At 34.6% G+C, this 12,404-nt stretch carries 18 protein-coding genes; 8 read left to right on the top strand and 10 right to left on the bottom strand.

The window, feature by feature from the left end:
* Positions 1-22: 22 nt before the first annotated feature.
* The 5 genes from RTY06_RS12720 to RTY06_RS12700 all read left to right on the top strand — a co-directional run bounded on the left by RTY06_RS12720 (position 23) and on the right by RTY06_RS12700 (position 3,678).
* On the top strand, positions 23-676 hold the full coding sequence (locus RTY06_RS12720; protein ID WP_312825361.1) for an SGNH/GDSL hydrolase family protein: 654 nt from the start codon (positions 23-25) through the stop codon (positions 674-676).
* The gene (locus RTY06_RS12715; RefSeq protein ID WP_312825360.1) at positions 676-1,203 is read left to right on the top strand and encodes a YfiT family bacillithiol transferase; all 528 of its coding nucleotides are present in this window, start codon (positions 676-678) and stop codon (positions 1,201-1,203) included. Before RTY06_RS12720 ends, RTY06_RS12715 begins: the two co-directional genes overlap by 1 nt.
* A 65-nt stretch (positions 1,204-1,268) precedes the next feature.
* Positions 1,269-2,756, top strand: a complete 1,488-nt coding sequence (gene hutH / locus RTY06_RS12710; RefSeq protein ID WP_312825359.1) for a histidine ammonia-lyase — start codon at positions 1,269-1,271, stop codon at positions 2,754-2,756.
* Positions 2,757-2,766: 10 nt separating this feature from the next.
* Entirely contained in the window at positions 2,767-3,225 is a 459-nt protein-coding gene (locus tag RTY06_RS12705; RefSeq protein ID WP_312825357.1) for a DUF2059 domain-containing protein, read from the top strand.
* A gap of 6 nt (positions 3,226-3,231) precedes the next feature.
* Positions 3,232-3,678 (top strand): GNAT family N-acetyltransferase, encoded by a 447-nt coding sequence (locus RTY06_RS12700; RefSeq protein ID WP_312825355.1) that lies wholly within the window; start codon positions 3,232-3,234, stop codon positions 3,676-3,678.
* Positions 3,679-3,811: 133 nt separating this feature from the next.
* Here the strand turns inward: RTY06_RS12700 and RTY06_RS12695 are convergent, their stop codons facing one another.
* The 10 genes from RTY06_RS12695 to RTY06_RS12650 all read right to left on the bottom strand — a co-directional run bounded on the left by RTY06_RS12695 (position 3,812) and on the right by RTY06_RS12650 (position 10,410).
* Entirely contained in the window at positions 3,812-4,594 is a 783-nt protein-coding gene (locus RTY06_RS12695) for a hypothetical protein (RefSeq protein WP_312825354.1), read from the bottom strand.
* Positions 4,595-4,716: 122 nt separating this feature from the next.
* Positions 4,717-4,986, bottom strand: a complete 270-nt coding sequence (locus RTY06_RS12690; RefSeq protein ID WP_312825352.1) for a hypothetical protein — start codon at positions 4,984-4,986, stop codon at positions 4,717-4,719.
* Between the two features lie 49 nt (positions 4,987-5,035).
* Positions 5,036-5,863, bottom strand: coding sequence for a 4,5-DOPA dioxygenase extradiol (ygiD, locus tag RTY06_RS12685; protein WP_312825350.1), 828 nt, complete (start codon positions 5,861-5,863; stop codon positions 5,036-5,038).
* Positions 5,864-6,277: 414 nt separating this feature from the next.
* Positions 6,278-6,787 carry a YceI family protein gene (locus RTY06_RS12680; RefSeq protein WP_312825348.1) on the bottom strand — a complete coding sequence of 170 codons (510 nt, stop codon included), beginning with the start codon at positions 6,785-6,787 and terminating at the stop codon, positions 6,278-6,280.
* Between the two features lie 71 nt (positions 6,788-6,858).
* A complete protein-coding gene (locus RTY06_RS12675; RefSeq protein WP_312825346.1) occupies positions 6,859-7,623 on the bottom strand; it encodes a TIGR03915 family putative DNA repair protein in 765 nt (254 codons plus the stop codon).
* Positions 7,624-7,650: 27 nt separating this feature from the next.
* A complete protein-coding gene (locus tag RTY06_RS12670; protein ID WP_312825344.1) occupies positions 7,651-7,914 on the bottom strand; it encodes a SemiSWEET family transporter in 264 nt (87 codons plus the stop codon).
* Between the two features lie 75 nt (positions 7,915-7,989).
* The gene (locus RTY06_RS12665; RefSeq protein WP_312825342.1) at positions 7,990-9,246 is read right to left on the bottom strand and encodes a putative DNA modification/repair radical SAM protein; all 1,257 of its coding nucleotides are present in this window, start codon (positions 9,244-9,246) and stop codon (positions 7,990-7,992) included.
* 114 nt (positions 9,247-9,360) lie between these two features.
* The gene (locus RTY06_RS12660) at positions 9,361-9,663 is read right to left on the bottom strand and encodes a type II toxin-antitoxin system RelE/ParE family toxin (protein WP_312825340.1); all 303 of its coding nucleotides are present in this window, start codon (positions 9,661-9,663) and stop codon (positions 9,361-9,363) included.
* Positions 9,645-9,869, bottom strand: a complete 225-nt coding sequence (locus tag RTY06_RS12655) for a hypothetical protein (RefSeq protein WP_116035977.1) — start codon at positions 9,867-9,869, stop codon at positions 9,645-9,647. Before RTY06_RS12655 ends, RTY06_RS12660 begins: the two co-directional genes overlap by 19 nt.
* Before the next feature lie 121 nt (positions 9,870-9,990).
* A complete protein-coding gene (locus tag RTY06_RS12650; protein WP_312825336.1) occupies positions 9,991-10,410 on the bottom strand; it encodes a hypothetical protein in 420 nt (139 codons plus the stop codon).
* 100 nt (positions 10,411-10,510) lie between these two features.
* Here RTY06_RS12650 and RTY06_RS12645 point away from each other — a divergent pair, with 100 nt between their 5' ends.
* Genes RTY06_RS12645 through RTY06_RS12635 form a run of 3 tightly spaced genes read left to right on the top strand, consistent with a single transcriptional unit; the run spans position 10,511 to position 12,403 of the window.
* Positions 10,511-11,839: a hydroxymethylglutaryl-CoA reductase, degradative gene (locus RTY06_RS12645; RefSeq protein WP_312825334.1), complete on the top strand. Its 1,329-nt coding sequence runs from the start codon at positions 10,511-10,513 to the stop codon at positions 11,837-11,839.
* 4 nt (positions 11,840-11,843) lie between these two features.
* Entirely contained in the window at positions 11,844-12,014 is a 171-nt protein-coding gene (locus RTY06_RS12640; protein WP_312825332.1) for a hypothetical protein, read from the top strand.
* A gap of 2 nt (positions 12,015-12,016) precedes the next feature.
* Positions 12,017-12,403, top strand: coding sequence for a DUF423 domain-containing protein (locus tag RTY06_RS12635; protein ID WP_312825330.1), 387 nt, complete (start codon positions 12,017-12,019; stop codon positions 12,401-12,403).
* Position 12,404 lies beyond the last annotated feature (1 nt).

Genomic DNA, 12,404 nt, shown 5'->3' with positions numbered 1-12,404 from the left:
ATTTGATAACCAAATATAGAATATGAAATTCCTAACCTTTGCATCCATTATATTTTCGACAATGCTATCAGCTCAAGACTTTGCCAATTTTGGAAGATATCAGAAACAAAATCAAGAAGTAATTTCCAAAAACATTGCTCCAAACTCTGTTTTAATGGGAGATTCTATCACAGAAGGCTGGTTTGCCACAGACCCAGAGTTTTTCACAAAAAATAATTTTGTCGGGCGAGGAATTGGCGGACAAGTGACTTCACAAATGCTTTTGAGATTCCGAGAAGATGTGATTAAACTAAAACCTAAGCGTGTCATTATTCTTGCCGGAACCAATGATATTGCAGAAAATCAAGGTCCAATTTCTTTGGATAAAGTGTTTGGAAATATTGTTTCGATGTCAGAACTGGCAAAAGCGAATAACATCAAAGTCGTTTTATGTTCTGTTCTTCCTGCTTCAGATTTTCCTTGGAGAAAAGGCAAAGAACCTGCAGAAAAAGTGATTGCTCTTAACAAAATGATAAAAGATTACGCACTAAAAAACAAAATCACTTATGTTGATTATCATTCAGTTTTGAAAGACGAAAAAAATGGTTTGCAAAAAGAAATTGCAGAAGACGGAATTCATCCAACCAAATTAGGTTACGAAAAAATGGAATCCATCCTAATGAAGAATTTGAAATAATGAACTTAGAACAATTAAAATATCCAGTCGGAAAATTCGTAAAACCAGAATCCATAACAAAAGACATCATCGATTCTGCAATTTCTGAAATTGAAAACTTTCCGAATCTTGTAAAAAATGAAATCCAAAATCTAGACGAAAAAGATTTACAATTAAGATATAGACCGGAAGGCTGGACAATCTCGCAAGTGCTTCATCATTGTGCGGACAGTCACATCAACAGTTATATGAGGTTCAAATTAGCTTTGACGGAAAATGCTCCAACCATCAAACCTTACGAGGAAAGTCTTTGGGCAGAATTGCCTGACAACAATCTTTCACCTTTTGTTTCTTTGAAGTTATTAGAAGCTTTACACGAAAGATGGGTTTACATTTTAAAAAGTCTTTCAGAAGAAAATTTGAATAAAGAATTCATTCATCCGGAACAATCGGAAAGAATTTCGCTTAAAGAAAATATTTTGATTTACAGTTGGCATTGTCGACATCATTTAGCTCATATTAAGCAGGCGAAGGAGTTGAGGTTTTGATTAATTGATAAATCCTTTTTCAAAATCGTCTCGAAAAGTGTATTTTTAGGCAAAATTTTTCAGCGATGATTTACGGAATCGACCAATTCAAATATCAGGATGTTTTAGAGATTTTAAAAAATCCTTCCAAAGCAAAACTCAATAAAAAATCAAAAGGCCAAATCATAAAGTCACAACAGAATGTTCAGAAAATCGTAGAATCTGACAGAACTGTTTATGGTATCAATACGGGATTTGGACCACTTTGCGATTCCAAAATTTCAGAATCTGAAACAGCGCAACTTCAGCACAATTTGATTATTTCTCACGCTGTTGGCGTTGGAAAACCGATTGACAAGAATATTTCTAGGATAATGATGATTTCCAAAATCCACGCTTTGTCTAAAGGATTTTCGGGTGTTTCTTTAGATGTTATCGAGCGATTGATTCTGATGTTGGAATTGGATATTATTCCTGTCGTTCCGGAGCAAGGTTCTGTTGGAGCTTCCGGAGATTTAGCGCCTTTGGCACATTTGGTTTTACCGCTTTTGGGATTAGGTCAGGTTTGGGAAAATGATAAAACTGTTGAAACTGCAAAAGTTCTGAAGAAACATAAACTTCAACCTTTGAAACTCGGCCCGAAAGAAGGTCTAGGCTTGATTAACGGAACGCAATTTATATTAGCGCACGCGATTACCGGTCTTGCAAAATTCGAATATCTTTTGGATTTGGCAGACTTGACAGCTGGAATGAGTCTGGAAGCTTATCGCGGTTCTGCAAGTCCGTTCAAAAAAGAATTACACGAGATTCGTCCTTTTGATGGAAGCCAAAAAGTGGCGGAAAGAATGCGAAATTTCCTGAAAAATTCTGATAACTTAAAATCCCACGAATTCTGTGATCGAGTTCAAGACCCATATTCTATGAGATGTGTTCCGCAAGTTCATGGAGCTAGTAGAAATGCTTTTGAACATCTCAAACAAATGGCAGAAACAGAACTCAATTCGGTAACCGATAATCCAATTGTGTTAAGCGCGGAAGAATCTATTTCCGGAGGTAATTTTCACGGACAATTGATGGCTTTACCTTTGGATTATGCTTCATTGGCCGCAGCAGAATTAGGAAATATTTCCGATAGAAGAAGCTATCTTTTACTTGAAGGAAAATATGGTTTACCGAAGTTATTAGTAGAAAGTTCCGGCCTCAATTCTGGCTTTATGATTCCGCAATACACTAGTGCAGCTTTGGTTACAGAAAACAAAACACTTTGCTTTCCGGCTTCGGCAGATTCTATACCGACAAGTTTAGGACAAGAAGACCACGTTTCTATGGGAAGTATTTCAGGAAGGAAATTCAATCAAATTTTGGGGAATTTAGAAAATATCTTAGCCATCGAATTGATGTTTGCTGCGCAAGGTTTAGAATTTCGAAGACCAGCAAAATGTTCTAAAATAGTCGAGAAAAATTATGACATCATTCGTTCTGTTGTTCCGAAACTGGAAGACGACCGATTGATTGGTGAAGATATTTTGAAAATTGCTGAGTTGATTAGAGAAAGGAAATTAGTAGTAAATTAAAATTAAAAAAATGACAAAAAATATAATTATTTTAATATTATTTTGGGGCTCAATGGCATTGGCGCAAACCTCTAAAGAAAATAAAATTCGGGAATTCATAAAAGTTACTGGCGTTGACAAACTAGGACAACAAGGTGCCAATCAAATGATAGATATGTTTAAGGAAAATTATAAAAATATTCCTACAGAGTTTTGGGACGAGTGTAAAAAAGAAATTTCATCTGATGAGCTTGTAAGCCTTTATATTCCTATCTACGCTAAATATTATTCTGAGTCAGATTTGGATGAGCTTATAAAATTTTACAAAATGCCTGTTGGACAGAAAATGATTTCTATAATGCCCGCTATTATGCAAGACAGTATGAATGCTGGACGGGAATGGGGACAAAAATTGGGAAAAAGAGTTTCTGAAAAAATTAATGAAAAATATAACTATCAAAGTCCGCCGCCACCTCTTCCTTCAAAATAATCAAAAATGAAAACTTTTAGAACAACCTCCGAAAACCCAGATTTTCAAAAATTAGTAAAGCAATTAGATTCCTATCTTGCCGTAATGGATGGCGATGAACACGCTTTCTATCATCAATACAACAAAATCGATATGCTGAAAAACTGTGTCGTAATTTTTGATAATGATGAAGCTGTTGCTTGTGGCGCAATTAAAGAATTAGACACAAAATCGATGGAAGTCAAAAGAATGTTTACGCTTCCCGAGAAACGTGGAAAAGGTCTGGCTTCTAAAATTTTAAATGAGTTAGAAACTTGGGCAAAAGAATTGGGTTACGAAAAAACAGTTCTGGAAACTGGAAAAAGACAAGTCGAAGCTGTTGCACTTTACAATAAATGCGGTTACAAAATCATTCCAAATTACGGACAATATATTGGAGTTGATAATAGTATTTGTTTTGAAAAAGAACTGTAATTTTTATCGCAAAGGCGCAAAATTGTTCTTTTCTCGTCTCGCTTTAAGTCGCCAAGAATTAATTTTCGTATTATGTTTTGCGACTTAAAAACATTATAATTGATTCAGTTTTTGTGCCTTTGCGTTATAAAGTTCAATTTCCAAACTGATAATCCAAAGGCAACATTTTGGAAACCTTTTGAGAAGAAAAATTTTCTTCCAGAATTAACAAATCCGGCTCTGAGCAAATCCCTTCCGGAAAAATCTCAAACTCTGTAGCTTCGGGATGAATGATTGATGATTGCGAAACAGCATTCGCAGATTTTACAAAGTCGCCTTTTTTGATTTTGTAATAATATTTCTGATAATTGACCATTAGCAAGTCATCAAAATCAAGAAACAGTTTTCCCTCTCTGCGTTTGGTAAAATCGGATTCTTTGATTTTTGTCTTTAGAATCGCCATTACAAATTGAGAATTTTTGCTTCTTCTCTGAGAAATATCCTCCAATTCCGGCGACAGATTCACGTTCATTATTTTTTGAGTTCTTACAAAACTCATATAATCTTCTAGCTTTTGTAACTCGGCTGCGGTTGGGTATTGGGGATTTGGGATTCGTTTGGCGTGGTTTACGATGAAACCATCTTTTTCCAATTCGTTTTTATAAAGACTTCTGAAAAAATGCATCAGACTGCCTTTGTAAGCATTCATCCTGTTAAGAATATATTCTTTTTTATTGCTGGTTTCTTTGAAAAATGAAGTTCCCAGATAACTATTGGTTCTATTTTTAAAATCTGCTTCAAAATTAATAAGGTTATATTGAATGCTATAACCCAGATTTTTATTTTCTATAATTAAAGTCTTTGGAGCCTTGACTTTCAGAAATTTGTTTTTCTTATCGTAAGAAAACTTGAGGGTTCGTTGGTTTTTAATCTTCACATTTTCTCTATCATAGCCTATAAACTGGTCGAGAAAATAATTAATATAATTGCGATAAGCTTCTTCTGTATAAGGAATGATAACAACTTCCTCAATCTCTTTTATTGGATTGATAATGACTTTTACCGATTTCCAATTGCCTGATTAAGAGGAAAAATACTGGTTTCGTAATTATCTTTCTGGAAAATCAGATTTCCGCTTTTCTGTCCTTGAACATCTAACTGGAAACTTCCGTCATTAGCAGAAGCAGTTGAGATTTTGGTTCCGTCGAGATAAACATTGACATTAGAAATAACATTCCCATTTTCAGTTTGGATTTTTCCTGAGATAATCTGTGCAAAACAACAGCAGACAAAACTAAAGTAAACGCAAAAAAGTAATATTTTTTTCATTAAAACAATATTACTAATTTTTTAGTTATAAAAAAGAATTAATTAAATTTTATCCAATCCTTATCGATGTCATACTCAAAGAACCACCGATTAATGAGTCATTGAATAATGATAATTCTTCTGATTTCTCTTTCAAACCAAGATTGTAAATCATTGGCAGAAAATGGTCTGGTGTTGGAACGGCGTATTGCAAGAACGAACCTTGTTTCTGATAATCGATGAGTTTCTGAAAATCGCCGTCTAAAAGCCAATTGTTAGTTTTTTCGCGAGCTTCTATCGCCCAATCCCAGCCTGCTCCAACGGTATCGATGTTTTTCCAGTCAATCAATCGGAGATTATGGACAATGTTTCCGCTTCCGATAATCAAGATTCCTTTTTCACGGAGTTTGGATAATTTTTTTGCCAAATCAAAATGATATTGAGGTGGTTTTGTATAATCGATACTCAACTGAATAACCGGAATATCCGCATCAGGATAAAGATGTCTGAGAACCGACCAAGCGCCGTGATCCAATCCCCAATTATGGTCTTCTTCTACCAAAACTGGAGCTAATAACCCAGCTGTTTCCTTAGCAAGTTCAGGACTTCCTTTTGCAGGATATTGGACCTCAAATAATTCTTTTGGGAAACCATAAAAATCGTGAATGGTTTTCGGCATATCCATCGCGGTTACAAAAGTTCCTTTGGTAAACCAATGTGCAGAGATACAAATAATTGCATTTGGTTTCGGGATTTCTTTGCTGATATTCCTGAATCCCTGAACAAAAACATTCTCCTCGATGGCGTTCATCGGAGAACCGTGTCCTAAAAACAGAACCGGCATTTTTTGTGTGGTTCGGAAGTTGTCAGATATTTTTGAAAGGTCGTTGAGATTCATATTTTTTTGGTAAAAAGTAAAATGTATTAATGTAAAATGTATTTTTCAAATCTTTTTTACCCCAACCCTAAAGGGAGAAAGGATTTGAAAATTTCATTAAAATTACTCCCTTTAGGGCTGGGGAAATAATTTTGATGAAATTTTGTTTCTCGCTGATTTGAATTTATAAAAGTCGATTTAGATTCCTACAGAATGACAAACTTTGTGGTTATAACAAAGCTTGTTTTTTTGTAGAATCTGCAGCCCGACTTGAGCGGAGCTCCTTTTTACGCAACGAAGTGGAGTGAAAAGAGCGGGAGCGGAAGGCGGATTAAGCTGCCCTAATAATTATTCTCAAAATCAAAAAAAAGTATAAACAAAGCGAACTCTGTTTATACTTTAAAAAACTCAAACTATAAATACTATTGTATTCTTTTATTGTTTTACAAACTGCAATTCGCCTGCAATTTTAACTTCTTCGCTCACCATTACACCGCCTGTTTCCAAAGCTGCATTCCAAGTCAAACCGAAGTCGCTTCTTTTAATTTTTCCTTCGAAAGAGAAACCTGCTTTTGTGTTCCCCCAAGGATCAGAATTGATTCCCCCGAAATCTACGTCCAAAGTCACTGGTTTTGTAACACCATTGATTGTCAAGTTTCCTGTAACATCGCCATTAAGAGTTGTAGCTTCGAAAGTGATTTTTGGATTAACTTCTGCGTTGAAGAAATCTGCCGATTTCAGGTGCGCATCTCTGTCTGCATTATTTGTGAAAATAGAATCTGTATCCACGAAAGCTGAAACTTTTGCATTAGCGAATGTATCGTCTTCTGCATCAATCTCTGCGTTGAAAGTTGTGAATTCTCCTTTTACGTTGGAAATCATCAAGTGTTTTACTTTGAAAGTGATTTCGCTATGAGTTGGGTCTAATAACCATTTAGTTGCCATAATTTTAATATTTTGTTGTTTAATTATGATGCAAATTTAGGCTGGTCAGATTTCCCTCACATTGATGTAAGTTAAGAATTGTATTTCTCGGTCAAATATTTCCAATAACGTTTCGGAACGTGTTGGATGTGGAGCTTTGTATTTTTCCGTTCTTTGATATTAGTCTTTGTGAAATAGCTTTGCCAAAGCGTTTGGTATTTTTTTTCCTCGTCGTGGAATTTTTCTTTGTACTGATTGAGATTAAGTTTTTCATCAGGATAAAAGAATTCGCAGTTTTCCAAATCATAGAACAATCCGTAATGTCTTCGCAAATCATAAATCATCCATTTTTGGTCTGCATATCGGTCTTTGAAATGTTTTCGAATTAAAGGTAACACATTGAAATCTGGGTCAATCTTGGCGAAATAAATATCGTCCTGCATTTTCTCGAACCTTACAAAAGCGGTCATTCTGTGTCTTTCCCGACTAACGGATTTACAGATTTTTGAGATTTTCAGAATGTCATCGTTGGCGAAATTTTGGAGAATATTGTCGTTTGGATGTTTGATGGATTGTTTTACTGCAGAAAAAATAAGTTGTTCTAATTCTGAATCTTCGGAAAGATAAACTTTGATTAATTGATTGATTCCTGATTTGCCGATGTTTTGTTCTAGTTTATTAAGAACTCTTTCAGATTTTTCGGTTTGAGTTACAACCTCGTGAATCTCCGCAAACATATTCTCTTGCTGGAAAGTTTCTTTGTTTTTGATTTCCACATCTTGATAACGGTATTCAAAAATTTCAAATATCGCTGTGAAAAGTCCATCGAAACTACCGTCATAGAGAAGAGTGATCATTTTTTTCAGATTTGTAAAAAATAAATTTTACAGTGCAGTATAAAAGGTGTAAAACCCAAACACAATGCCAGGAGAATTAGCAATGGCAACTGGCCAGTCGCGTTTTGGCTTTTTAAATAATCCATAACAAACCCAAAGCGTACAGTTAATCGCTGCGACAAGAGGCTGCAGCCAATCGCCTTTTTTTCCGTGGATGTTATTATCAATTTGAGAGATATAAGAAACATACATTGCCATTGCAGTTACTGTGGCTACCCATCCCAATATTCTAAAGAATTTTCCGTTTTCCATACCTAAAATTATAATTGAATATTGCCAAATTACAAAAAATCAAACAAACGGTTTTTGCCAAAGGTGATGGTTTGTTTAAAACAAAGTCAATTGCTGAGAAAACTGATTTTGAAATTTCGATTGACTTCCGCCGATAATTAATTTTCTTAAATTCAAATCCGTTAAGTGTTTCAGAAATGGGTTTCCGTAAGTAAAATCAATAAAATATTTGGCTCGATTTGTTGCTGCGCCGAGTTTCTTAAGGTGGTCAATTGTCAAAACTTGGAATTGTCTTGCACTCACAATTTTCTGCGCCGTTTTCACTCCAATTCCAGGAATTCTGAGAATCATTTTATAATCCGCAGTTTGAAGATTAACAGGAAATTGGTCTAAGTTTCTCAAAGCCCAACTTAGTTTCGGGTCAACTTCTAAATCCAGAAATGGCATACCAGAATCCAGAATTTCATCTGCTTTGAAACCATAAAACCTCATCAGCCAATCTGATTGATACAAACGGTTTTCTCTCAAAACAGGAACTTCCGCAGTAATTGCTGGCAAACGATTATCCACAGTTACAGGAATATAACCAGAATAATAAACCCGTTTCATTGCGTAATTTTTGTAGAAATGGTCGGCAACTTTGATGATTTGCAAATCGTTTTCATTGGTTGCGCCCACAATCATTTGAGTTGATTGTCCAGCTGGCGCAAATTTCGGAGCGCTTCGGATGATTTTTTTCTCGTCTTTATATTGCTGAATTCCTTTCTGAACAATTCTCATCGGCTGAAGCATATCTTCACGATTCTTGTCGGGAGCCAATAATTTCAAACCAGATTCGGTCGGAATTTCAAGATTTACGGAAAGTCGGTCGGCATAAAGTGCGGCTTCATTCATCAAATCATCACTTGCACCAGGAATTGATTTTAAATGAATATAACCATTGAAATTATGTTCGGTTCTCAGTTTTTTTGCCACTCGAACCAGACGTTCCATTGTGGTATCCGCATCTTTGAAAATTCCGGAACTTAGAAATAAACCTTCGATGTAATTTCGTCTGTAAAAACCGATGGTCAAATCAACAACTTCTTCTACTGTAAAAGCCGCACGTTTGATATCATTCGATTTTCTGGAAACGCAATAGATGCAATCGTAAATGCAATGATTGGTCAAAAGGATTTTGAGAAGCGAAACACAACGGCCGTCTTCTGTATAAGTGTGACAAATTCCGCTGGCTGAGCTGTCGCCCAAACCACCATTATTTTTTCTTTTCCCACCGCTGGAAGAACACGAAACGTCATACTTCGCAGCATCTGCAAGTATCTCGAGTTTTTCTTTTATGCGGTCGAAATTCATTTTTGAAAGCTAATTTTTTGAGTGGAATTGATTAGGAAATTAATGTCAAAAATAATTCCATAAATGAAGAAAGTCAAGGATTTTAAGATTTAGTTACTAACAGAAAAATTGATTTTATAGAACTTCAAGTTTATTATCATCACGGTTTCCATCCCAGATTGATAGAACTTTTAATTGTTGGTCATCAAATTTGTAAAATAGAAGATAATCACGAACAATTTTGACACGAATGTTTTCATTAAAATCCGTTTTTCTTCCAATCATTGGATTTTCAGCGGTCTTTTTTATAGTTTCAACAAAGAGTTTGTTGAGTTTGATGCTATATCGTTTGGATTTATTTCGGTTAATCCAATATTGGAGAATTTCTTTTCTTTCAAGGTTGGCTTTTTCTGTCCAGTTTATTTTTCGTTTAGCCATTTCTCGATATCATTGTTGGCTTCTTCTTCACTTAAAACATTGTCGGATTCGGCTTCAATCAATCGTTGTTTTTGCGCAGCACTTAATTGAAAAATACCATTATCCAACTCAAAATCAAGAAGTTGTTTTATCTCATCAATAATATAAGAATCCTTGATATTTTGGATTCTTTTGATGATATCTGATTTTAATTCTGCTGTGCTCATTTGCTTTTTATTTGTATCAAATTTATGAAAAATAATGATTAATAATCTTCAGATTTGTTTTCTATAAATGAAGAAAGTCAAGGATTTTAAGATTTAGTTACTAACAGAAAATTTCAAATACTTATTTGACGAAATAATAATTATGTCTATCTCTATTTCCATTAATTAAACTATGAGATTTTAGAACAATTGTATTTTCATCTAGAATCTTTCCTTTATAATTTACTTCACCTGCAATACTTTTTGTTTGAAAACTGATTTTTTTATTTTTCAATTTATAATTTCCAATCGAAATATCTTTCGAATTTAAATTAAACCAGCTTTCCAAATCTTGTGGTGTAGCGTCACACTCTGTTCCGACTTCTATTACATTTCCATTAGGATAAAATCTAATAAAATAATTAGTTCCTTCAATTTCATCTTTTTCAAAAACACATTTAGTTTGATACAAACCATCAAACTTTAATTCTATTTTTTCCTGAGCATTAAATCTTTGAAAAAGTAAGAAAAACAAAATCGAACAAATCAATATTTTCATCATTATTTTTTTTAATTAATCATATAATTAACTAAACAAATATACAAACCAATCCAAACAAAATCCTCCAAAATTTCTATCTTTACCAACATAAATTTTTGATATGAATCATCAACCTGTTGAAGGGTTTTCAAAACTTTCTAAACAAAGAAAAATTGACTGGCTTATTTCCAAATATCTAAGTAACGACAGAAGTTACGAGCAGATTTTACAGCAATATTGGAATAACGACCACGACCTGCAAAAACTTCACGAAGAGTTCTCGGAAAATACGATTTCCAATTTTTATATGCCTTACGGAATTGCTCCAAATTTCCTTATTGACGGAAAACTTCTGGCGCTTCCAATGGCTGTGGAAGAAAGTTCGGTTGTAGCTGCGGCTTCCAAAGCTGCAAAATTCTGGTTGGACAAAGGCGGTTTCAAAACGACAATTATCAATACAGAAAAATTAGGTCACACACATTTTGTTCTGAAGGTTGAGCCACATAAACTGCTTCATTTTTTCAATTTTAAACTGAAGAAAAAATTGCTCGAAGCTACTGAAGATATCACTGCCAATATGAGAAAAAGAGGCGGTGGAATCTTGGACATCAAACTCATTGATAAAACTTCTGAATTGGAAAATTATTTCCAACTGAAAGCGAGTTTTGACACGGTAGATTCTATGGGCGCCAATTTCATCAATTCTTGTCTGGAGCAATTCGGGAAAACTTTGAAAGAAGAAGTTGCGAATGAGGAAAGTTTTTCTCAGGAAGAAAAAGAATCGCTTCAGATTGTAATGAATATTCTTTCTAATTACACACCAGATTGTATTGTAAGAGCCGAAGTGTCTTGCAAAATTGAAGATTTGAAAGATGACAGCGGAATTTCTAACGAAGAGTTTGCTTGGAAATTCAAACGTGCTGTGACAATTGCAGAAATTGAACCTTATAGAGCAACAACTCACAACAAAGGAATTATGAATGGCGTTGATGCAGTTGTAATTGCAACAGGAAATGATTTCCGTGCAACAGAAGCTTGTGCTCACGCTTATGCAGCGAGAAACGGAAAATATTCTTCATTAACGCACTGTACAACAGATAATGGGATTTTCAGATTTTGGATTGACTTGCCGATTTCGATTGGAGTTGTTGGCGGATTGACAAATCTTCATCCTTTGGTAAAATTCTCTTTGGCTTTGTTAGGAAAACCTTCTGCTCAGGAATTGATGAGTATTTTGGCGGTTTCGGGATTGGCTCAGAATTTTGGAGCGCTTCGTTCTTTGGTAACGACAGGAATCCAGAAAGGTCATATGAAAATGCACCTTTTCAATATCCTGAATCAGTTTGGAGCAACGGAAGAAGAGAAACAGCATTTTGTGACTTACTTCAAAGATAAAACGGTGAGTCATCACGAGGTGATTTCGGAATTGGAAAAATTGAGAAACAAATAAGCTTATGTTTGGAATTGCACTTTCAGCTTTTATGCTGGTTTTTGGAATATTTCTAAAGTTGACAAAAAATCAAGGTTTTGCTAGTTCCAAAAGATTTGCTTGGCTTTTTATCATCTTAGGAATCATTACGCTGGTTGGAAGAATTATTATTTTAAATCAAAAAAGAGAATTATAAAAATGAAAAACTTTACTTTAATCATAGGCGCAATCTACGGTTTGTTGTCCGTAGTTCTTGGTGCATTTGGAGCGCACGCCTTCAAAAAAATATTATCTGTAGAAAGATTAGAGAGTTTCGAAACTGGTGTTAGATATCAGATTTATGCCGCTTTCTTTTTATTGATTGTTGGTTATATTTTGAAATTTGAAACCTCATCTGAAAAATGGATTTCGATTCTGATGATTGCTGGAGCTTTCTTGTTTTCTGTGAGTATTTATTTCTTAAGTTTTCAAAATGTTTGGGGTGTTAATCTAAAATTCCTCGGGCCAATTACGCCGCTTGGTGGATTGTTTATGATTATCTCTTGGGGAATGCTAATTTTACATTTTATAAAGAATAAGGTTTAAT

Origin of the sequence: Epilithonimonas sp., assembly GCF_032055105.1 — a bacterium.
In the GTDB taxonomy this organism is placed as follows: domain Bacteria; phylum Bacteroidota; class Bacteroidia; order Flavobacteriales; family Weeksellaceae; genus Epilithonimonas.
The sequence above is the reverse complement of the archived record's forward strand: the minus strand, read 5'-3'. Positions and strand labels throughout refer to the sequence as shown.